Genomic DNA, 20,734 nt, shown 5'->3' on the forward strand with positions numbered 1-20,734 from the left:
TTGATGGGCGGGACGTGCGTACGGCCGGAGTGCTCCGGCGACGGCAGGATCGACGAGGACGGCTACTGCGACGAGTGCGGGCTCGCCCCGGCGGGCGGCGGCACCCTGCCCCCGGTGGCGGCCCCGGCCGCCCCGGCCGTGGCGGGCCCCGGCTCGCCCTGCCCGCGGGACTGCCCCGGCGGCATCGACGCCGACGGCTACTGCGACGAGTGCGGCCTGACCCCGCCCGCCGGCGACACCGGCGCCACCCGGCCCCACCTGCCCTCCGCCCGGGTCCCCGCCGACTCGGGGCGCAGCGGCTCGGTCCGCTCGGTCTCCTCCCGCACCGGATCGGCCCGTTCGATGTCCGGCCGCTCCCGCTCGCACCGCTCGACCCGCACCGGCAGCAGCCGCTCGGTCTCGGTGCGCAGCACCCGCGCCAGCGGCAGCGCCGGCACCCGCAACCGGCTGGGTGCCGGCCTGGTCACCGTGCCGACGGTGGAGACGGCCGACCCGTCGCAGGCGGTGCTGGAGAACCCGCAGGTGCCGGAGCGCAAGCGGTTCTGCTCCAAGTGCGAGTCCCCGGTGGGCCGGGAGAAGGGCGGCCGGCCGGGCCGGCCGGACGGCTTCTGCACCAAGTGCGGCACCCCGTACTCGTTCACGCCCAAGCTGCGCCGGGGGGACCTGGTCGGCGGGCAGTACGAGGTGGTGGGCTGCCTGGCGCACGGCGGGCTCGGCTGGATCTACCTGGCGGTGGACCGGCGGGTCAACGACAAGTGGGTGGTGCTGAAGGGCCTGCTGGACACCGGGGACGAGGACGCGCTGGCCGCGGCCGTCGCCGAGCGGCGCTTCCTGGCCGAGGTGGACCACCCGAACATCGTCCGGATCATCAACTTCGCCGAGCACCCGGACCTGCGCACCGGCTCCACCGACGGCTACATCGTGATGGAGTACGTCGGCGGCAAGTCGCTCAAGGACATCGCCAACGACCGCCGCACCGCGGACGACCGGCGCGAGCCGCTGCCCGTCGAGCAGGCGATCGCGTACGCCCTGGAGGCGCTGCCGGCGCTCGGCTACCTGCACGGCCGGGGCCTGGTCTACTGCGACTTCAAGATCGACAACGTGATCCAGAGCGGCGACACGCTGAAGATCATCGACATGGGCGCCGTCCGCCGCTTCGACGACGAGGGCCCGATCTACGGCACCGTCGGCTACCAGGCCCCGGAGATCGCCGCCGACGGCCCCTCCCCCGCCTCCGACCTCTACACCGTCGCCCGCACCCTCGCGGTGCTCACCTTCGACTTCCAGGGCTACACCGGGCGGTTCCGCGACACCCTGCCCGGCCCCGAGGACGTCGAGGTCTTCGCCCGCTACGAGTCCTACTACCGCTTCCTGGTCCGCGCCACCGACCCGGACCCGGCCCGCCGGTTCTCCTCCGCCGAGGAGATGGCCGACCAGCTCACCGGCGTGCTGCGCGAGATCCTGGCCCTCCAGGACGAGCGCCCCCGACCGGCCCAGTCCACCCTCTTCGGGCCCGAACTGCGCGTCGTCGACACCGAACTGGTGATGCCCACCGAGCAGGCCGGGCAGCTCCTGGTGACCGCCCTCGACCCGGCCGCCGCCGCCCTCGCCCTGCCCGTCCCGCGGGTCGACCCGGACGACCCCAACGCCGGCTTCCTCGCCACCCTGCTGGCCACCGACCCGGAGGAGGCGCTCACCGCCCTGGCCGGCGCGCCCGCCTTCTCCGTCGAGAGCCGACTGCGCGAACTGCGCGCCCAGCTCGAACTCGGCCGCCACCGCGAGGCCACGGCCGCACTCGGCGCCCTGGAGAACGACCACCCCGACGACTGGCGGGTGGTCTGGTACCGCGGGCTGGTCGCCCTCGTCGCCTCGGTCGACGGGGACGGCGACGGCACGCGCGGGAACCCCGCGGACCTACGGGCCGCCGCGGAGGCCTTCGACGCGGTGTACGACGCCTTCCCCGGCGAGGCCGCACCCAAGCTGGCCCTGGCCGTCTGCGCCGAACTGCTCGGCGACGGCGGCGACGCGGCCGAGTTCTACCGGCTGGTGTGGACCACCGACCAGGCCTACCTGAGCGCCGCGTTCGGGCTCGCCCGGGTCCGCCTGGCCGAGGACGACCGCCCCGGCGCCGTCCGGGCCCTGGAGTCCGTCCCCGCCACCTCCAGCCAGTACACCGCCGCCCGGATCGCCGCCGTCCGCGCCCGCCTGCGCGAACGGCCCGCCACCGACCCGCTCGCCACCGACCTCGGCGCCAGCTCCGCGCAGCTCACCGCGCTGCGGCTGGACGACCGGCGCCGCGAGGAGCTCTCCGTCGAACTGTTCGGGGCGGCCCTCGGCTGGGTCACCGCGGGCTCGACCGGTGCCGCCCAGGCCGGCGCCCCCACGGTGCTCGGACGTCCCGCGGTGGAGCGGGAACTGCGGTTCGCCCTGGAACAGTCATACCGGGTACTCGCCCGGTTGGCCGACCGGACCGAGACCAGGATCGAGATGGTGGAGCGGGCCAACCGCGCCCGCCCCAGGACGTGGGTGTAGCCGATGCCACAGCAGACCGTGTGCCCGAGCTGTTCCGAGCCGATGGAGCCGGAGGACGCCTTCTGCGGCGCCTGCGGGGCCGGCCGGGACGGCCGGCCCGCCCCGGGCGCACTGCCCGCGAGCTGGACCGCCGCGCCGGGCGAGACCGTCCCGCCGCAGCACGGGCCGGGCTGCGCGCACTGCGGCAGGCCGCAGGTCACCCCCGACGGCTACTGCGAGGCCTGCGGCCGGGCCCAGCCGCGCCCGCGCGACCACATGGAGAAGTCGCTGGGCGGCGTCGCCGGGGTCAGCGACCGCGGCGTGCGCCACCACCGCAACGAGGACTCCTTCACCGTCGCCGCGACGTCGCTGCCCGGCGGCGAGCCCGTCGTGGTCGCCGTGGTGTGCGACGGCGTGTCCTCCTCCGACCGCCCCGACGAGGCCTCCGAGACCGCCGTCGACGCCGCCTCCGAATCGCTGCTGACCTCCCTGGAGGCCGGCCGCGAACCCACCGCCGCGATGCGCCAGGCCATCGCCGACGCCGCCCGGGCCGTCGCCGACCTCGCCGCGGACGGCGCCGGGCCCGCCCGGCCCGACCTCAACGCGCCGGCCTGCACCTACGTCAGCGCGATAGCGTCCGGCGGCCGGATCACCATCGGCTGGGTCGGCGACACCCGGGCCTACTGGATCCCGGACGACCGCGCCGCCGCCGAGCCGTTCCGGCTCACCCAGGACGACTCCTGGGCGGCCCGGATGGTCGAGGCCGGGCTGATGGGCGAGGCCGAGGCCTACGCCGACCCGCGCGCCCACGCCATCACCGGCTGGCTCGGCGCGGACGCCGAGGAGGTCGTCCCGCACACCCTCGACTTCACCCCGCACGTCCCCGGGGTGCTGCTGATCTGCACCGACGGCCTGTGGAACTACGCCGAGGCCGCCACCGACCTGGCGTACTACGTCCGGCCGGACGCCCGCACCGAACCCCTCGCGGCGGCCCAGACCCTGGTGAAGTTCGCGGTCGCCGCCGGCGGCCACGACAACATCACCGTCGCCGTCCTGCCGATCGACCCGCCGGCCCGCGCGGTCGGCGACGACGAGGACGAGCGGACGGCCACCGCCCTCGACCTGCCCGTGGTCGTCCCGCGGGGCGCCCCGGCCGGCGAGGACGAGGAGGACCACGATCCGACCCTGCCCGACCTCCCGGTGATCGGCTCCCCCGCCGCCCCGCTGCCGCCGACCCCGCCCGCACCCCCGGCGGTCCCCCCGGCCGCACCCGCCGCCCCGGCGGCCCCGGTCGTCCCGCCCCAGCCGCCGCACCCGCCGACGGCCTGACGGAACGCCGCGTCGCCGCAGCGGGCCCGCCCCACCGGGGGCGGGCCCGCTGCGGCCGACCGCACGGACCGGTCCGCACCGCCCCGCACTGCACTGCACCGCCCCGCACCAAGGCGCACCAAGCCGCACGGACCTGCACCGACCTGCACCGACCACCTGACGGGAGCCACCGGCCCATGGCAACACTGGCGAAGCCGAACCTGCCCAGGTTCGACGTGGACATCTTCCAGAACGAGTACCTCGCCGACGGCGCCCGCGAGGTCAACGCCATCGTCACCGTCACCGCGACCGGCGGCGGCACCTCCGGCGGCCGCCCGCTCGGCCTCTCGGACGCGGCCCAGCAGGGCGCCGACGCCGCCGCGGCCGTGGTGATCCTGGTCGACTGCTCGGGCTCGATGGACTACCCCAAGACCAAGATCAACGGGGCCCGGGAGGCCACCGCCGCCGCCATCGACGCACTGCGCGACGGCACCGCCTTCGCCGTGGTCGCCGGCACCCACGAGGCCCGCGACATCTACCCGGGCGACGGCACCCTCGCGACCGCCTCCGCCGACACCCGGGGCCGCGCCAAGGAGGCCCTGCGCCGCCTCACCGCGGCCGGCGGCACCGCCATGGGCAGCTGGCTCGCCAAGGCCGACCAGCTCTTCCTGACCCGCCGCGACATCACCATCCGGCACGCCGTCCTGCTCACCGACGGCAACAACGAGCACGAGTCCGCGGCCGACCTGGAGCGCACCATCGAGCGGGTCGGCGGCCACTTCACCGCCGACTGCCGCGGCGTCGGCACCGACTGGCGGATCGACGAGCTGCGCAAGATCTCCTCCGCGCTGCTGGGCACCGTCGACATCGTCGCCGAACCGTCCGGCCTGGCCGAGGACTTCCGCTCGATGATGGCCGGCGCCATGGGCAAGCAGGTCGCCGACGTCGCGCTGCGGATCTGGACCCCGGCCAACGCCACCGTCAGGTTCGTCAAGCAGGTCGCCCCCAGCGTCGAGGACCTCACCGCCCGGCGTGCCGAGGCCGGCCCCCGGGCCGGCGACTACCCCACCGGCTCCTGGGGCGACGAGAGCCGCGACTACCACGTCTGCGTCGAGGTCCCGGCCGCCTCGGTCGGCAACGAGATGCTCGCCGCGCGGATCAGCCTGGTGCTGCCCCCGCAGGTCGGCGGCGGCACCCCCGAGGTGCTCTCGCAGGGGCTCGTCAAGGCGGTCTGGACGGACGACCTGGCCTCCTCCACCCGGATCAGCCCGCAGGTCGCCCACTACACCGGGCAGGCCGAGCTCGCCTCCTCCATCCAGGAGGGCCTGGAGGCCCACCGGGCCGGGGACGTCGACACCGCGACCGCCAAGCTGGGCGCCGCCGTCCGGATCGCGCACGCGACCGGGAACGAGGGCACCTACAAACTGCTGCAGAAGGTGGTCGACGTGGTCGACCCGAAGGAGGGTACCGTTCGGTTCCGTAAGAACGTGAGCGAGGCCGACTCGATGACCCTTGAGACCCGGTCGACCAAGACGGTGCGTGTGAAGAAGTGACCGCTGAAGACGTGACCGGGCCGACGACCCGGTGCGACGCCGCCCCAAGCCGGCTCGATGTGAGGGGGAACTGATGCCGATCTGCCCGAGGGGCCATGAGTCGCAGGCCGAGGACTGGTGCGACTTCTGCGGCTTTCCGATGACTCCGCCCGCCCCGGCGCCCGGGGCCCATCCGGGGGCGCACGGGGCCCACCCCGCGCCCGGAGCACCCGCCGGGCACCCGGAGCACGGCGGGACGCCCTACGGCGCCCCGCTGCCGCCCCCGCCCGCACCGCCGGGGGCCCACCCGCAGCCCGGCGCCTACCCGCCGCCGCCCGCGCAGGGCTTCCCGGACCTCACCGAGGGCCTGGTGGTCTGCCCGATCTGCCGCAGCCCGCAGACCGGGCGGTTCTGCGAGGAGTGCGGGTACGACTACGAGCTCTCCACGCCCTCGCGCCGCCAGCCCCCGGCGGCCGGCGTCCCCGCGCCGGGCCCGGCCCAGCCCCCGCCGCTGAACATCCCGGCGGCGTACGGCGGCGCCCCGCAGCCGGGCGCGCCCCAGCACGCCCAGCCCCAGCACGGCGCACCACAGCACGGCCAGCCGCAGCCGGCGCCCCTCCCGCAGCAGCTCCAGCCGCAGCAGCCGCAGGCCCCCGTGCCCGCGCACACCTACGGCTACCCGCCGCCCGAGGGCGCGTTCCCCGAGGCCCCGGCCCGCGAGGACTCCGGCCCGGTCTACGCCCAGCCGCCCGGCCAGAACGGGCAGGCCGGCGGGGACTTCCGCACCTCGTTCCACCTCGCCCCGCCGCAGCCCCAGCCGGAGGCCGCCCCGGCGGAGCCGGTCCGGGCCAACTGGATCGCGGTGGTCTCGGCCGACCGCGACTACTTCACCGACATGATGGCCCGCAGCGGTCCCGAGGCGGCCGGCCTGTTCTTCCCCCCGTACTGCCCGGAGCGCCGCGTCCCGCTGACCGGCCGCGGCCAGCTGCGGATCGGCCGGCGCAGCCAGCACCGCGGGACGGTCCCCGAGATCGACCTGTCGGTGCCGCCGGAGGACCCGGGCGCCTCGCACCAGCACGCGCTGCTCGCCGAACAGGCGGACGGCAGCTGGGTGCTGGTGGACCAGGACTCCACCAACGGCACCACCGTGAACGGCGGTGCGGAGCCGATCACCCCGCACACCGCCGTCCCGCTCAACGACGGCGACCGGATCCACGTCGGCGCCTGGACGACCATCACGGTGCACCGCGCCTGACGCCGGGCCCGACCGGGCCGGACGGACCACCGCGTCCGTCCGGCCCGCCGCGTTTCCCGGCCTCGGCAAAATGATCTTCAAATCGCTTGCGCCACGCCTGCACAGCCCCACCGGATGCCCCTACGCTCTGGGCACATGACTGCAGCTATATCCGCCGACGGAATCCGTCAGCGGTACGGGGATGTGCAGGCCGTCGACGGGGTGTCCCTCACCGTCGAGGCCGGCGAGTTCTACGGGATCCTGGGGCCCAACGGCGCCGGGAAGACCACCACCATGGAGATCCTGGAAGGAGTCCGCGAACCGGACGAGGGCCGGGTCGAGCTGCTGGGGATGGCACCCTGGCCGCGCAACCCGCAACTGCTGCCGCGCATCGGCGTGCAGTTCCAGGCCTCCGCCTTCTTCCGGAAACTGACGGCCCGGGAGACCATCCGCACCTTCGCCTCGTTCTACGGGGTCGGCCCCCGACGGGCCGACGCGATGCTGGAGCGGGTCGGTCTGGCCGACAAGGCGGAGACCCTCACCGAGAAGATGTCGGGCGGCCAGGCCCAGCGCCTGTCGATCGCCTGCGCCCTGGCCCACGACCCGGAGCTCGTCTTCCTGGACGAGCCCACCACCGGCCTCGACCCGCAGGCCCGGCGCAACCTCTGGGACCTCCTGCGGGACATCAACTCCGAGGGCCGCACGGTCGTGCTGACCACCCACTACCTGGACGAGGCCGAGGTCCTCTGCGACCGGGTCTCGATCATGGACCACGGGAAGATCCTGCACACCGGCGCCCCCGCCGCGCTGATCCGCGAGATCGACGACACCGTCCGGATCAGCGTCGCCTCCGGCCAGCTCACCGCCGACCGGGCCCGCGAACTGCTCACCGCGGCCGGCGCCGAGATCGCCGCCCTGGACGACGACACCGTCACGCTGGCCGTCTCCACCCGCCTCCCGGCCCCGGTCCTGAGCGTCCTGGCCGAGCAGAACGCGCTGCGCGGCCTCGAGGTGCGCGGCGCCACCCTGGAGGACGTCTTCCTCCAGCTGACCGGACGGGAGTACCGGGCATGACCCCCAGCACGTCCACCGGCACCAAGGTGCCCGCCCAGCGCGGCGGTCCGACCGGCGAGGCGGGCGCCGGCCGGGAGCGCGTCAGCGCGTTCTGGAGCCTGTCCCGCGCCATGCTGCTCGGCATGAAGCGCGACCGCACCGCGACCTTCTTCATCCTGCTCTTCCCGCTGGTGTTCCTGGTCTTCTTCGGCACCGTCAGCAAGGGCACCGGCAGCCCGCACGCCAAGGTCGCGCAGGTCGGGGCGGTCCAGCTGTTCGACTCGATGCAGGGCGACGCCCGCACCGGGCTGAACGCGGTCCTCACCATCACCCGGACCGACGACGAGGCCGGCACCCTGGAGAAGGTCCGCAAGGGCGACTTCGACGCGATGATCGAGCAGGGGCCCGACGGCAGGGTCGAGCTGCGGTACAGCGCCGCCGACGCCGTCCGGGCCGGCGCCCTCCGGGGCATCCTCGACTCCGTGGTCCAGAGCGCCAACCAGGCCGCCACCGGAAAGCCCCCGGCCTACGTGCTGGACGCCCAGCAGGTCGAGGACAAGTCGCTCAAGCCGATCCAGTTCCTCACCCCCGGCCTGCTCGGCTGGGCCGTCGCCACCGGCGCGGTCTTCGGCGCCGCCCTGACCCTGGTCAACTGGCGCAAGACCAAGGTGCTGCGCCGCCTGCGGCTGGCCCCGATCAGCGCCGGCACCGTCGTCAGCTCCCGGATCGTGGTCTCGCTGCTGACGGCGCTCCTGCAGAGCGCCGTCTTCCTGGTGGTCGCCACGGGCTTCTTCGGGCTCAAGCTCACCGGTGACTGGTGGCTGGTCATCCCGCTGGTGGCCTGCGCGACCCTCGCCTTCATGTCGATCGGGCTGCTGGCCGGTTCGGTCGCCAAGACCGAGGAGGCCGCCAACGGCATCTCCCAGGTCATCGTCCTGCCGATGTCCTTCCTGTCCGGCTCGTTCTTCCCGTTGGACGGCGCGCCGGGCTGGCTGCAGACCATCTCCAAGGTGATGCCGCTGCACTACCTGGTCACCTCCGCCCAGTCGGTGCTCACCCGCGGCGGCGGCGTCATGGACGCCCTGCCCACCATGGGCGGGCTGCTGGCCTTCGCGGCCGTGCTGACCGGCGTCGCCTGGAAGCTGTTCAAGTGGGAGGACGCGTAGCCACCGCGTCCGGATGAGCCCGCCGCACGGGGTCGTACGCCGATGGTCCCGGTGTACGGCCCCGCCGGCGTCTGCGACCATGGTCGGGTGACAGAGATCGGGCGAGGCACGTTGAGCGAGGAGACCTTCTTCGAGCGGGTCGGCGGAGAGCCGACCTTCCGGCGGCTGGTCCACCGGTTCTACCAGGGCGTCGCCGAGGACGAGTTGCTCCGGCCGATGTACCCCGAGGAGGACCTCGGCCCGGCCGAGGAGCGACTGACCCTCTTCCTGATGCAGTACTGGGGCGGCCCCCGCACCTACGGCGAGCAGCGCGGCCACCCGCGGCTGCGGATGCGGCACGTGCCGTTCAAGGTCGACCGCGCCGCGCACGACGCCTGGTTGAAGCACATGCGGGCCGGGGTGGACGAGCTGGCCCTGCCGGCCGAGGACGAGCAGCAGCTCTGGGACTACCTCACCTACGCCGCCGCCTCGATGATCAACACCCCGGGCTGATCCGGCCGGATCCGGCCCTTCCGGCCCGCGCCGCAGCGGCGGCCCCGCGCGGCTGGGGCTTGTCGGACGAGCCCTAGCGGAGCGGGCTCAGCCCCAGGCCCGCGCCGGGCGCGGCCGCCGTCCGCACCGCCACCGAGCCGGCCGGCGCGCTCAACCGCAGCCAGCCGCCCGCCCGGTGCACGGTGAGCGGCGAACCGGGCTTCAGGAAGCCGATCACGTGCGCCGCGTGCACCGCGCGCAGCGGCAGCGCGCCGACCGGGCGCGACCAGATCTCGTCGGCCAGCGCGTCCAGCACCGCACGGCTGCGGTGGTGCTCCGGGACGGCCTCACTGCGCTCGCGGAACTCCCGCACCCCGGCCATCAGTTCGGGGTACACCTCGGCGGCCGGCGGCGACCCGACCGGGCGCCAGCCGGTGCGCGGCGGCAACAGCCCCGCCCAGGCCGGGCCGGTCACCGGCGCCGGCAGCGCGACGGTGCCCGCCCCGTCGTCCACGCCGTCCAGCAGCCGGCCGGCCGAGACGGTCAGGTCGACCGGCTCGCCCAGCCCGGTCAGCCGGGAGGTGCGGATCGCGAGCGCGCCCGAACCGCCCAGCGGCAGCCGCCCGAACACCGCCAGCACCCCGTCCTCCGCGGCCGGGGCCACGGCCTGCAACCGGACGGCGGCCGCCCGGTCGAAGCGCAGCAGCCGCTGCAGGAAGGCGGCGAGGTCGGCGGCCCCGCCGGCATCGGTGAGGGCGAGACGGGCGGTGATGGTCAACGCTGGTCAGCTCGAATCGGTAGGGGTCGGTGCTCAGGCGGCGGCCGCGGCCACGCCCGCCTTCTCGTCCAGGGCGGGTTCGTCCATGAAGCGCGACAGGAACGCCCGCTCCACGGGCGAGATCCGGCGCGGCCGGCCCTCGGCCAGGTCGTAGGGGACGACCACCGTGGAGGCCCGGACGTACACCGTCTCGGTGCCGTCCGCGGCGACGTCCTTGATCTCGTAGGACACCGTCAGCGAGGCGCCGCCGATGTGCGTCACCCTGGTCTCCACGGTGACCGGCTCCGGCCGGTGCACCAGCGGACGCTTGTAGTCGATCTCGTGGCGGGCCACCACCGAGCCGCCCGCGAACTCCCCGGCGCCGGCCTCGGCGGCCTGGGTGAACATGAAGTCGATCCGGGCCTCCTCCAGGTAGCGCAGGAAGACCACGTTGTTGACGTGTCCGAAGGCGTCCATGTCGGACCAGCGCAGCGGGCAGGCGTAGATGTGGCGGGCCACAGGTGTTCTCCTCGACGTCCGGTCGCCCGCCGCCGGGTGGCGGCGGCGGGGCCGCGGTCCGGCGGACCGCCCCTCGCGGGGCAGTCTGCCGGACCGCCGTGACGGCTGGGTGTCAGCCGCGGGTCAGCTTCTTGTACGTGGCCCGGTGCGGGCGGGCGGCGTCGGCGCCGAGCCGCTCGATCTTGTTCTTCTCGTACGACTCGAAGTTGCCCTCGAACCAGAACCACTTGCTCTCGCCCTCGTAGGCGAGGATGTGGGTGGCCACCCGGTCCAGGAACCAGCGGTCGTGGGAGATGACCACGGCGCAGCCGGGGAACTCCAGCAGCGCGTTCTCCAGCGAGGAGAGCGTCTCGACGTCCAGGTCGTTGGTGGGCTCGTCGAGGAGCAGCAGGTTGCCGCCCTGCTTGAGGGTGAGCGCCAGGTTCAGGCGGTTGCGCTCACCACCGGACAGCACGCCGGCCGGCTTCTGCTGGTCCGGGCCCTTGAAGCCGAAGGCCGACACGTAGGCGCGGGACGGCATCTCGACCTGGCCGACGTTGATCCAGTCCAGACCGTCGGAGACGACCTCCCAGAGGGTCTTCTTCGGGTCGATGTTGGCGCGCGACTGGTCGACGTAGCTGATCTTGACCGTCTCGCCGACCTTGACCTTGCCGGAGTCCGGGGTCTCCAGGTCCTGCAGCATCTTGAACAGCGTGGTCTTGCCGGCGCCGTTCGGGCCGATGATGCCGACGATGCCGTTGCGCGGCAGGGTGAAGCTGAGGTCGTCGATCAGGACCTTCTCACCGAAGGCCTTGTTGAGGTTCTCGACCTCGATGACGACGCTGCCCAGACGCGGGCCCGGCGGGATCTGGATCTCCTCGAAGTCCAGCTTCCGCATCTTGTCCGCCTCGGCCGCCATCTCCTCGTAGCGGGCCAGACGGGCCTTGGACTTCGCCTGGCGGCCCTTGGCGTTGGAGCGGACCCACTCCAGCTCTTCCTTGAGGCGCTTGGCGCGCTTGGCGTCCTTCTGCCCCTCGACCTTGAGACGCGACTGCTTCGTCTCCAGGTAGGTGGAGTAGTTGCCCTCGTACGGGTAGGCGCGGCCGCGGTCGAGCTCGAGGATCCACTCGGCGACGTTGTCCAGGAAGTACCGGTCGTGGGTGACGGCGACGACGGTGCCCTTGTACTTCTCCAGGTGCTGCTCCAGCCAGTTCACCGACTCGGCGTCCAGGTGGTTGGTGGGCTCGTCGAGCAGCAGCAGGTCGGGCGCCTCCAGCAGCAGCTTGCAGAGCGCGACGCGGCGCTTCTCGCCACCGGAGAGCTTGGTGACCGGCCAGTCGCCGGGCGGGCAGCCCAGGGCGTCCATGGCCTGCTCCAGCTGGGCGTCCAGGTCCCAGGCCTCGGCGTGGTCCAGGTCCTCCTGGAGCTTGCCCATCTCGTCGAGCAGCGCGTCCGAGTAGTCGGTGGCCATCAGCTCGGCGATCTCGTTGAAGCGGTTGAGCTTCCCCTTGATCTCCTTGACGCCGTCCTCGACGTTCTCCAGGACGGTCTTGGACTCGTCCAGCGGCGGCTCCTGGAGGAGCATGCCGACGGTGAAGCCGGGCGAGAGGAAGGCGTCGCCGTTGGAGGGCTGCTCCAGGCCGGCCATCATCTTCAGCACCGTGGACTTACCGGCGCCGTTGGGGCCCACGACGCCGATCTTCGCTCCGGGGAGGAAGCTGAGCGTCACGTCGTCAAGGATGACCTTGTCTCCGTGAGCCTTGCGCACCTTGCGCATCGTGTAGATGTATTCCGCCACGTGAGATCGCTCCGGCGTCGTCGGGAGTATTCGGCTTGCAGCGTTCCATTGTGCCGCACCCGGCCGGGAGGCCCGAACGGCCGGGTGACCCCACCGGGGTATCCGGATCGGGCCCGTGACGGCGAAAGCCCGGCCCCCCGCAGCGGGTGCGGGGAGCCGGGCCGGGTGTCGCCTCAGGGCCTCAGGAGGTCAGTGCCTCCGGGCCCGCGGAGCGGGTCAGGCGGTGTTGCGACCGTGGCGGCCGCGGCGGCGCAGGACGAAGACCGCGGCGCCACCGGCCACGACCAGGCCACCGGCGACGGCGGCGAGGATCGGGGTCGAGTCATTGGCACCGGTCTGGGCCAGGCCACCGGTGCCCGGGGCCGGGCTGGTGGAGGCGGGGGACGGGTGGCCGGCGGCCGGGGTGCTGGCGCTGGCGGACGGGGTGCCGGCCGGGCTCGGGGTGCCGGTGGTGCCCGGGGTGGTCGGCGTGGCCGAGGTGCCCGGGGTCGACGGACCCGAGGTCGGGGTCGGGCCGGTGCCGGTCTTGCAGTCCAGGACGCCCTGGAACTGGCGGCTGTAGCCGTTCGGGCCGGAGACGGTGATGTTGTAGGCCGTCTTCTCGGCGACCGGGACGAGAACGCTCTCGGTCTTGCCCGGCTGGACGGTCAGCTGCTGCTTGCCGACCGTGACGGTGCCGGCCTCGTCACCACCGTTGGAGACGGAGACGCGCACGCCGTTGTTGGCGCACTCGACCTTGGCGGTGCTGTCGACCAGCGCGCCCTTGCCCTGCTTCCAGGTGGCCTTGGCCGCGTCGGCGACGTTGAGCTTGCTGGAGCCGGCCAGGATCATGGTCTGGCTGTGCTCCTCGCGGGTGTACCCCTTGCTGAGGAAGACGCGGCCGCTGGGCACCACGGTGGAGGCGCTGGCGTTCACGGTCACCGAGCCGTCCGGGGTGCCGGCCGGCACGTCCAGGAACAGCTGGGTGTCCTTGGCGATCGGGCCGGTCACGGTGGCGCCGACCGGCTTGTTGTCCTTGTCCAGCAGCTTGACCTTGTCGGCGGAGTCGCCGCTGACGGCCAGCTTCACCTCGGAGGCGCTGGAGTTGAGGGTGAACGGGCCGAGCTTCGCGCCGGACTTGCCGGACACCGAGTCCGGGCTGAGGGTCAGCGAGGGCTTGGGCTCGGCGGCGATGCCCTTGTTGGCGGCACCGGTCAGGTAGTCGCGGAGCTTCTTGGCGTCGGCGTTGCGCGGGACGGCGTTCTTGTTGTCCGAGAACTTCCAGATCGCGGCCTGGGTGCCCGCGGCGGCGTCCTCCGGGCTCAGGTTGCCCGCGCCGGCGGCCTTGGCGAGCGCCCCGAGGTCCTTGACCTGCGGGTAGGAGTTCTCCAGGATCCAGCGGATCTTGGCGGCCGCCTCGACCTTGTTCTTGTCACCGAGCGAGCTGGAGGCCCAGTCCGACTCCTGGTACTTGATCTTCTTGGAGATGTCCACCGGGAAGCCGAAGTCGATGCAGTAGGTCTGCAGCTCACCGTCGGCGGTCTTGAGCGTGAACAGGCCGCCGTCGACGGTGCCCTCGCCCTCGACGTCGATCTTCTCGCCGAGCATGGTGTTCTGCACCACCGCGGTCACGCCCGACCCCGGGGTGTCGGCCGCGGCCGCCGTACCGGCTGCGAACAGGCCTCCACCCAGCGCAAGGCTGGTCGCGAGCATGACAGTGGTTATGCGGGGGAGACTCCGCGTCTGCCTCTGGAACATCTGGGATCCCTCCGGGCCGGGCCGCACCGATCGGCAGCCCGCCGACTTGCCTGCCGCGGGGCGCCCCCTGTGGCGCCCGCTGCGGGTATGAACCAGACGAATCCTATTGAGCCCCGCAGGCCCCGAAACCCCCATGCGAAATCAGGACGATTCCGTATCTGTATCGTTATCAACCCTCCCAGTTTCCACACAAGCTGACGATCAGCCAGAATCTCTTCGCCACTTTCTGTTATCCGGACGAGATTGCGCGTACGGGCGCAACAACAGTCTCGATCAACATATTTGTCGACAGTCCAGGTCGCCGACCGGTCAGATCGGCGACCCCTGACCGCCACCCTCCGGCTCCCCCTCGGACACCAGCACCTGCGCTCCCGTCACTGCCCGCACAGGGGGTGCCGAATCCGGCGGGCCCGGCGCCGGGGCCGCCACCGAGGCCTTCCGCGCCTCCAGTGCGTCCGCGATCCACCCCGGCACGACCCCTCCCCGGACCGCCGCCCCGGCCGGCTCCGCACCGGCCGGGGGCTGCCCGCGCGCACCCGAGGCCCAACGGAACGCCGAGGTACCGCGGGTGAGGTCGTGTCCGACCGATCGGGCGTCGATCTCCGCCCTGGTCCGCCGCGCCTCCCCCTCCCCCCACTCGCGGACCCTCAACCGGCCGCTCACCAGCACCGGATCCCCCTTGGCCAGCGAGCCGATCAGGTTCACCGCCAGCGCCCGCCAGGCCGTCACCGTCAGCCACTGCGTCTCGCCGTCGACCCAGCACGCGCGCTCCCGGTCGTAGCGGCGCTCGGTGCAGCCCAGCCGGAAGTTCGCCATCGGCACCCCGGCGCCCGTTTCGCCGTAGCTCACCTCCGTCCCGACATTGCCCGTCACCGTCACGTACGCCTCGCTCACGGCACACTCTCCGTTCTCGCCGATGCACCGTACGGAATCGACCGGCGCGCTTTGAGAGTGCGCCAGGAGGGAAATCTCCGCGAGGGAGTTCCGAAATCCTGTGGACAACTCGCGCCTGTGGAAAACTGATGTCACCCGCAGGGGTGAATTTCGGCCTTTCGGCAGCGCTTCGCCCCCGACTCATCGCGGCCATGACAACAAACCGGCTGCTCGCCGCCCCCACCCGCGGCCTCCGGAACGCCCCGCGCCCGACCGTCCGCGCACGTCATCCGACCGGAGGAAGCCGAATGTCGGCCCCCACCCGCACCGGAGGCGGCACATTCTCCGTGTCAAATCCATAACGGGTGGGGCGGCAGCCCCGTAACGACTGCACAACGTCCGGCGCGGAAGTCTGCCAGACCGCTGCACACACGGGCTTCACCTGCGATTATCGGACCGCTCCACCGAACCGACACACCAACGGCGGTGTCGTCACACCCGGCCGAGGAACTGGGCACCCTTATCCTGTCCCCGGCAGGGCGAGGACCCACCCAACCCCCACCCCCACCCTCAGGCACGGGGCCGGACCCGCGCGCCCCGGCGCACGTCGCCCGAACCCGGCCACGGTCCCGCCCACCCGGGCACGGTCCGTCCCGCCCCCATAGCTCAGCGGATAGAGCACCCGCCTTCTAAGCGGTAGGTCGCAGGTTCGAATCCTGCTGGGGGCACCACGCCCTGCCATTCCCGCAGGCCGCCGGGCCGGCGCCCGCATTGCCGGCCGCGGCATTGCCCGGCCGGCGCCCGGCGGGAAATCCGCGCGTCCACCGCCGATTTCCGACCACCCACCGCGCATATGTCGTGACCATGCGTGTCATGGCCGCTCCGAAAAAGCGCGTCGGGGTGCATTTCCGGCACCGCCGGACCGCGCCCGGACCGCACCCGGAGAGCGTCGCCGGGGGCTCTCCCGGAGGCTCTCGCGGCGGACGGATCCCGGCCGCCCGCGCGCCCGGACCGGTGTCCTCGACCCCCGACGCCCCCTCAGCCCCCGGTGCCACCCGCGGCCGGGCCGGCCAGCCCGGCCAGGTAGGCGTCCAGCAGGGCGGTCTGCCGCTCGGCCGGGAACTCCCCCGGGGCGAACAGCGCCTGCACCACCAGTCCGAGCACGAAGGCCTGCGCGGCGGTCGCCACGGCGACGGCGTCGGAGCCCGCCGGGAGCTCCCCGCGCCGCTGGGCGTCCACCACGTGCACCGCGAGGGCCTCCCGCGAGCGGGCGTAGCGGCCGGCGTGCGCCGCAGCGAGCTCCGGATCGGCCAGCGCGACGTCCCAGGAGCCGACCCAGATCCGGTTGCCGGCCGCGGCCGCCGCGTCCAGCGGCAGGACGTCCAGCAGGGCGGCCCGCAGCCGGGGCAGGCCGGCGGGCGGCGGCGGGGTGCCGTCGACGGGGGCGGTGCGCCGGGGCCGGGAGCCGGAACGCCGGTCGAGCTCCTCCAGGGCGTGGCTCAGCAGGGCCCGCTTGTTCGGGAAGTAGTGCGTCAACAAGCCGGTGGAGGCGCCCAGTTCGGCGGCCACCGCGCGCAGGGTCAGGCCTTCGAAGCCGCGCGTGGAGAGCACCCGCCACACCCCCTCGGAGACCTCCAGGCGGCGGGCGTCGTGGTCTCCACGGGCGGGCGTCATGCCGGCCATCGTACATACCAAACGTTTGTTATGTATCGTTCCCAGCACACCGCGCATCCCGTGAAAGGCCCGCCCATGTTTGCCGTACCGCTCGCCGAGAACGCCGAACTGCGCCCGCTGGAGCCGTGGCAGGCGGCCGAGTTCCTGACCCACGTCGACCGCGCGCGGGCCCACACCGACCCGTGGATCCCGTGGGCCACCCGCTCCACCGACCCGGCCTCCGCCCGCGCCACCCTGCAGCGCTACGCCGACCAGCAAGCCGCCGACCACGGCCGGATCTACGGCATCTGGCTGGACGGCACGCTGGTCGGCGGCGTGATGTTCGTGGCCTTCGACACCGAGACCGGCAACTGCGAGATCGGCGTCTGGACCGAGCCCGCCGGCGAGGGGCACGGCCTGGTCACCGCCGCCGTCCGCCGGCTGCTCGACTACGCCTTCGTCACCCGCGGCCTGCACCGCGCCGAGTGGTGGACCAGCACGGACAACACCCGCAGCCGGGCCGCCGCCCAGCGGCTCGGCATGACGCTGGACGGCGTGCTGCGCGAGCAGTCGCTGTACCGGGGTGTCCGCCGCGACATGGAGATCTGGTCGCTGCTGGCCTCGGAGTGGGCGGCCCGGGCCTGAGACCGGCGGCGGGCCCCGGCCCGTCCGGCCACGGAGTGGACCGCCGCCCGGGCGCGGGCCCGGCCCGGCCCCGAACGCGGCGGGGCCCGGTGGACTCCTCGTCCACCGGGCCCCGGCACCGCCCCTCCCCCCGGCTCACCGCACCCCGTCCGGCGCACCCCGACCGGCGCGCTCAGGCCGCCAGGGCCTGCTCCGCCGCCTCCGCCGCCCCGACCGGCTCCGGCTCGGCCGCCGGCAGCCGCAGCGCGAGCACCAGGACCAGCGCCATCACCCCGCCCGCCGACAGGAACACCACGTCGACGGCGTCCGTGAAGCTGCGCAGCGCGTGCTCGCGGGCCGCACCGGTGAGCGTCCGGAGCGAACCGAGCGGCCGGCCGGGCTCGCCCGCCGCGAAGGCCCGGGCCAGCACGGTGCCGAACAGCGCCGCGCCGAGCGCACTGCCGAGCGTCTGGAAGAAGCGGATCCCGGTGGTCGCGACGCCGAGCTGGTGCCGGGGCGCGGCCTCCTGCACGACCGTGATCAGCTGGCCGACCAGCTGGCCCAGGCCGCAGCCCAGCAGCGCGAGTTCGGCGCACACCGCCCACAGGCCGGTGGCCGGCCCGCTGAGGCCGAGCAGCGCCAGGGCGAGCGTCGCGCAGCCGCCGCCGACCACCAGGAAGGTGCGGTGCGCGTGGCCGCGGGCGGCCAGCCGGCCGACCAGCACGCCGACCGCGGTCATCCCGGCCGCCATCGGGATCAGGTACAGGCTGGCGGAGGTCGGCGCGATGCCGCGGGCGATCTGCAGGTAGAGCATCACGTAGATGATGGAGCCGGTCATGCCCATCCCGAGCAGTCCCTGGATGGCGAAGCCGAGCCGCACCTCGGGGATCCGGAACAGCGACAGCGGCAGCACCGGCTCGGCCGCGGTGGCCTGGCGCCACAGGAAGAGGCCGAGCGCGGCCAGGGTGGCGGCGGCCAGGCCGAGGATCTGCGGGGACGTCCAGGCGTAGTCCTTGCCGCCCCACTCGGTGACCAGCAGCAGCCCGGTGGCGAAGGCGGCGGCGAGGGCCGCTCCGGCGAAGTCCAGGCCGCGGCGCCCGGCCGCCGGCGGCAGCTTGATGACCAGGGCGGCGCCGACCAGGACGAGCAGGCCGAGCGGCAGGTTGACGTAGAAGACCCAGCGCCAGCCGAGGTGGTCGGTGAACAGCGCGCCGACCAGCGGGCCGACCGCCATCCCGAGCCCCCCGACGATCCCTCCCATCGCACCGCCCTTGCCGGCGGAGCGCTCGGCCGGGTCCTTGAGGTGGGCGATGACCACCATGGTGACGCTCATCAGTCCCCCGCCGCCGACGCCCTGGAGGGCCCGGAACGCGATCAGCTCGGTCATCGACTGCGCGGCGCCGCACAGCGCCGAGCCGAGCAGGAAGGTTCCGACGGCCCCGAGCAGCACGCGCTTGGCGCCGTACAGGTCGCAGAGCTTGCCGTAGAGCGGCAGGAGGGCGGTCGCGGCCAGGGCGAAGGAGCTGACCAGCCAGGGCAGTCGGTCGACGCCGTGGACGGGGTCGAGGTCCCGGACGATCGGCACGGTGGCCGCGGACACGATGTTCATGTCGAGGACGGCCAGCACGATCGTGACCAGGCAGATGAGCATGCCCAGGTTCCGCCGGGCCGGGGTCATCAGGGCCGGTGGCGCGGCGGTCGGTGCGGCCTGTGCCGTCGCGGCCTGTGCGGCCTGTGCCGTCGGGGTCGGTGCGGTCGGTTCCGGTGTCGGTGCGGCGGTGCGCGCCATGGTTCGAGCCCCCCTGGGGCGGTGGAGTTCCGGCCGGACCGGTGCGGCCGGCGGCGTGCCCTCACCATGGCAGCATTTTTATACCGGGTCAATTCTTCATCCGAACACAATCTTCATCCCGGAACATCTTTGATCCTGGTACAGTCATGCCATGGCGACACGCACCGACTTCGGCCTCGGCTCCGACCAGGACCTCGACACGCTCCCGCTGCGCGAGCGCAAGAAGATCCAGACCGGCATCCGGATCTGGCGCACCGCCGTCGGGCTGTTCGCCGCCCGGGACTTCGACCAGGTCTCGGTGGCCGAGATCGCGGCCGCCTCCGACGTCTCCAAGATGACCGTCTTCAACTACTTCCCGACCAAGGAAGACCTGGTCATGGCCCCCATGGAGCAGCACCTGGACGAGCCCGCCCGGGTGGTGCGCGAACGCGCCCCGGGCAGCTCCGCCGTGGTGGCGCTGCGCGACCAGTACCTGGCCGCGCTCGAGCAGCTCGACCCCGCCACCGGCCTCAACGACGACCAGGTGGTGCTGGACGTGGTCCGGCTGATCCACCGCACCCCGGCGCTCGCGATGCGCGCCACGGCCGTCTTCTCCCACCAGGCGCGGGACCTGCTCACCGCCGAACTGCTCGCCCAGGACCCGGCCCACGACGAGCTGACCGCGCAGATCGCCGCGGCCCAGCTGATCGCCACCAGGCTGACGCTGACCACCGCGAACCAGCGGCTGATGCTGACCGGCGCGCGCGCCGCGGACGCCCTGCCCGCCGCCCTCGACCGGGCCCGCCGCGCCTACGCGCTGGTCGAACGGGGCCTCGGCGGCTACTGCACGGCGGCGCCCTGAGAGGGTGTGCGCACCACGACCCTCCGGAGGTACGCATGGACCAGCCGCTGCTCACCCGGGACCGCACCCCGCTGCCCACGCACGTCGACGGCCTGCGCGCCCACGTCGGTGAGGACGGCGTCGCCGTGCTGGAGTTCGCCCGACCGCACCGCCGCAACGCCGTCACACTGGCCATCTGGCAGGCGCTGCCCGACGTGCTGGCCCGGATCGCCGGGCAGCCGGGCGTGCGCGTCCTGCTGGTCACCGGCGCGGACGGGACGTTCAGCGCCGGCGCGGACATCGACGAGCTCGCCGGGGTCTACGGCGACCCGGACAGCGCCGACCGGTACCACGCGGTCAACGTCGCCGCCGAGGAGGCGCTGGCCGCCTTCCCGCACCCGACGATCGCGGTGGTGCACGGCGCCTGCGTCGGCGGCGGCTGCCAGCTGGCCGTCGCCTGCGACCTGCGGTTCGTCGCGGACGACGCCCGGATGGGCATCACCCCGGCCAAGCTCGGGGTGGTCTACCCGGCGGTGCCGACCCTGCGGCTGGCCCGGCTGGTCGGCCCCTCCCGGGCCAAGTACCTGCTGTTCTCCGGCGAGTTGGTGCAGGGCCCGCGCACCGCGGTGATCGGTCTGGCCGACCGGGTGCTGCCGGCCGACCAGTTGGACGAGAACGCGCTGGCGTTCGCCCGGCTGCTGACCCGCCGCTCGCCGCAGACCATCGGCGCCGTCAAGGCCGCGCTGGCCGTCCCGCCGGAGCAGGCGGCGCAGGCCCTGGCACCGTGGGAGCGCCGCTCCCGGGAGGCCTCCGACGTGCACGAGGGGCTCGCCGCGTTCCTGGAGGGCCGTCCGCCCCGCTTCTGAGGGGGCCGTGCCCGCCCCGGGGGTCCGGGGAGGCCGGGGGCGGT

Annotated in this window: 17 protein-coding genes and 1 tRNA gene; 11 read left to right on the forward strand and 7 right to left on the reverse strand. The window is 73.7% G+C overall.

What is annotated here, in order from left to right; all coding sequences use genetic code 11:
• Positions 1-3 precede the first annotated feature (3 nt).
• The 7 genes from ACFYUY_RS32710 (at position 4) to ACFYUY_RS32740 (ending at position 9,296) form a co-directional block, all read left to right on the forward strand.
• Positions 4-2,532 carry a tetratricopeptide repeat protein gene (locus ACFYUY_RS32710; RefSeq protein ID WP_387906028.1) on the forward strand — a complete coding sequence of 843 codons (2,529 nt, stop codon included), beginning with the start codon at positions 4-6 and terminating at the stop codon, positions 2,530-2,532.
• 3 nt (positions 2,533-2,535) lie between these two features.
• Positions 2,536-3,840 (forward strand): protein phosphatase 2C domain-containing protein, encoded by a 1,305-nt coding sequence (locus tag ACFYUY_RS32715; RefSeq protein ID WP_360216980.1) that lies wholly within the window; start codon positions 2,536-2,538, stop codon positions 3,838-3,840.
• A gap of 176 nt (positions 3,841-4,016) precedes the next feature.
• Positions 4,017-5,372: a VWA domain-containing protein gene (locus tag ACFYUY_RS32720; RefSeq protein ID WP_387906031.1), complete on the forward strand. Its 1,356-nt coding sequence runs from the start codon at positions 4,017-4,019 to the stop codon at positions 5,370-5,372.
• A gap of 73 nt (positions 5,373-5,445) precedes the next feature.
• Positions 5,446-6,606 (forward strand): FHA domain-containing protein, encoded by a 1,161-nt coding sequence (locus ACFYUY_RS32725; protein ID WP_387906033.1) that lies wholly within the window; start codon positions 5,446-5,448, stop codon positions 6,604-6,606.
• A 135-nt stretch (positions 6,607-6,741) separates the two neighbouring features.
• Positions 6,742-7,659: an ABC transporter ATP-binding protein gene (locus tag ACFYUY_RS32730; RefSeq protein WP_360216988.1), complete on the forward strand. Its 918-nt coding sequence runs from the start codon at positions 6,742-6,744 to the stop codon at positions 7,657-7,659.
• Positions 7,656-8,804 (forward strand): ABC transporter permease, encoded by a 1,149-nt coding sequence (locus ACFYUY_RS32735; protein WP_387906036.1) that lies wholly within the window; start codon positions 7,656-7,658, stop codon positions 8,802-8,804. The genes ACFYUY_RS32730 and ACFYUY_RS32735 overlap by 4 nt, the downstream gene beginning before the upstream one ends.
• A gap of 42 nt (positions 8,805-8,846) precedes the next feature.
• Positions 8,847-9,296, forward strand: a complete 450-nt coding sequence (locus tag ACFYUY_RS32740; RefSeq protein ID WP_360216994.1) for a globin — start codon at positions 8,847-8,849, stop codon at positions 9,294-9,296.
• 73 nt (positions 9,297-9,369) lie between these two features.
• Here the strand turns inward: ACFYUY_RS32740 and ACFYUY_RS32745 are convergent, their stop codons facing one another.
• From ACFYUY_RS32745 to ACFYUY_RS32765, 5 genes are all read right to left on the reverse strand, one after another.
• Positions 9,370-10,053, reverse strand: coding sequence for a hypothetical protein (locus ACFYUY_RS32745; protein ID WP_387906038.1), 684 nt, complete (start codon positions 10,051-10,053; stop codon positions 9,370-9,372).
• Between the two features lie 33 nt (positions 10,054-10,086).
• A complete protein-coding gene (locus ACFYUY_RS32750) occupies positions 10,087-10,551 on the reverse strand; it encodes a thioesterase family protein (RefSeq protein ID WP_360217000.1) in 465 nt (154 codons plus the stop codon).
• A 112-nt stretch (positions 10,552-10,663) separates the two neighbouring features.
• Positions 10,664-12,328: an energy-dependent translational throttle protein EttA gene (gene ettA / locus ACFYUY_RS32755; RefSeq protein ID WP_078881697.1), complete on the reverse strand. Its 1,665-nt coding sequence runs from the start codon at positions 12,326-12,328 to the stop codon at positions 10,664-10,666.
• Positions 12,329-12,544: 216 nt separating this feature from the next.
• Complete coding sequence (locus tag ACFYUY_RS32760) at positions 12,545-14,020, reverse strand: Cys-Gln thioester bond-forming surface protein (protein WP_387906042.1); 1,476 nt, start codon at positions 14,018-14,020, stop codon at positions 12,545-12,547.
• 354 nt (positions 14,021-14,374) lie between these two features.
• Complete coding sequence (locus tag ACFYUY_RS32765) at positions 14,375-14,959, reverse strand: single-stranded DNA-binding protein (RefSeq protein ID WP_387906044.1); 585 nt, start codon at positions 14,957-14,959, stop codon at positions 14,375-14,377.
• A 634-nt stretch (positions 14,960-15,593) separates the two neighbouring features.
• Between ACFYUY_RS32765 and ACFYUY_RS32770 the strand changes: the two genes are divergently transcribed.
• Positions 15,594-15,669, forward strand: a tRNA-Arg gene (locus ACFYUY_RS32770).
• A gap of 307 nt (positions 15,670-15,976) precedes the next feature.
• Here ACFYUY_RS32770 and ACFYUY_RS32775 read toward each other — a convergent pair.
• The gene (locus tag ACFYUY_RS32775; RefSeq protein WP_360217009.1) at positions 15,977-16,612 is read right to left on the reverse strand and encodes a TetR/AcrR family transcriptional regulator; all 636 of its coding nucleotides are present in this window, start codon (positions 16,610-16,612) and stop codon (positions 15,977-15,979) included.
• Positions 16,613-16,687: 75 nt separating this feature from the next.
• On the opposite strand from ACFYUY_RS32775, the gene ACFYUY_RS32780 reads away from it, so the two are divergent.
• Positions 16,688-17,236 (forward strand): GNAT family protein, encoded by a 549-nt coding sequence (locus ACFYUY_RS32780; RefSeq protein WP_360217012.1) that lies wholly within the window; start codon positions 16,688-16,690, stop codon positions 17,234-17,236.
• 172 nt (positions 17,237-17,408) lie between these two features.
• Here the strand turns inward: ACFYUY_RS32780 and ACFYUY_RS32785 are convergent, their stop codons facing one another.
• Positions 17,409-18,893: an MFS transporter gene (locus tag ACFYUY_RS32785; protein WP_387906077.1), complete on the reverse strand. Its 1,485-nt coding sequence runs from the start codon at positions 18,891-18,893 to the stop codon at positions 17,409-17,411.
• A gap of 262 nt (positions 18,894-19,155) precedes the next feature.
• Here ACFYUY_RS32785 and ACFYUY_RS32790 point away from each other — a divergent pair, with 262 nt between their 5' ends.
• Both ACFYUY_RS32790 and ACFYUY_RS32795 read left to right on the forward strand, forming a co-directional pair.
• A complete protein-coding gene (locus tag ACFYUY_RS32790) occupies positions 19,156-19,845 on the forward strand; it encodes a helix-turn-helix domain-containing protein (protein WP_360217015.1) in 690 nt (229 codons plus the stop codon).
• Between the two features lie 35 nt (positions 19,846-19,880).
• Positions 19,881-20,690, forward strand: a complete 810-nt coding sequence (locus ACFYUY_RS32795; protein ID WP_360217018.1) for an enoyl-CoA hydratase/isomerase family protein — start codon at positions 19,881-19,883, stop codon at positions 20,688-20,690.
• The last annotated feature ends 44 nt before the right edge of the window (positions 20,691-20,734 follow it).

Origin of the sequence: Kitasatospora sp. NPDC004745, from assembly GCF_042873275.1 — a bacterium.
In the GTDB taxonomy this organism is placed as follows: Bacteria; Actinomycetota; Actinomycetes; order Streptomycetales; family Streptomycetaceae; genus Kitasatospora.

Coding starts and splice junctions, on each gene's coding strand:
- ACFYUY_RS32780 (WP_360217012.1), top strand. CDS start 16,688: ATGTTTGCCGTACCGCTCGCCGAGAACGCCGAACTGCGCCCGCTGGAG.
- ACFYUY_RS32740 (WP_360216994.1), top strand. CDS start 8,847: ATGGTCCCGGTGTACGGCCCCGCCGGCGTCTGCGACCATGGTCGGGTG.
- ACFYUY_RS32795 (WP_360217018.1), top strand. CDS start 19,881: ATGGACCAGCCGCTGCTCACCCGGGACCGCACCCCGCTGCCCACGCAC.
- ACFYUY_RS32710 (WP_387906028.1), top strand. CDS start 4: ATGGGCGGGACGTGCGTACGGCCGGAGTGCTCCGGCGACGGCAGGATC.
- ACFYUY_RS32785 (WP_387906077.1), bottom strand. CDS start 18,893: ATGACCCCGGCCCGGCGGAACCTGGGCATGCTCATCTGCCTGGTCACG.
- ACFYUY_RS32730 (WP_360216988.1), top strand. CDS start 6,742: ATGACTGCAGCTATATCCGCCGACGGAATCCGTCAGCGGTACGGGGAT.
- ACFYUY_RS32760 (WP_387906042.1), bottom strand. CDS start 14,020: ATGCTCGCGACCAGCCTTGCGCTGGGTGGAGGCCTGTTCGCAGCCGGT.
- ACFYUY_RS32715 (WP_360216980.1), top strand. CDS start 2,536: ATGCCACAGCAGACCGTGTGCCCGAGCTGTTCCGAGCCGATGGAGCCG.
- ACFYUY_RS32720 (WP_387906031.1), top strand. CDS start 4,017: ATGGCAACACTGGCGAAGCCGAACCTGCCCAGGTTCGACGTGGACATC.
- ACFYUY_RS32790 (WP_360217015.1), top strand. CDS start 19,156: ATGGCGACACGCACCGACTTCGGCCTCGGCTCCGACCAGGACCTCGAC.
- ACFYUY_RS32725 (WP_387906033.1), top strand. CDS start 5,446: ATGCCGATCTGCCCGAGGGGCCATGAGTCGCAGGCCGAGGACTGGTGC.
- ACFYUY_RS32775 (WP_360217009.1), bottom strand. CDS start 16,612: ATGACGCCCGCCCGTGGAGACCACGACGCCCGCCGCCTGGAGGTCTCC.
- ACFYUY_RS32735 (WP_387906036.1), top strand. CDS start 7,656: ATGACCCCCAGCACGTCCACCGGCACCAAGGTGCCCGCCCAGCGCGGC.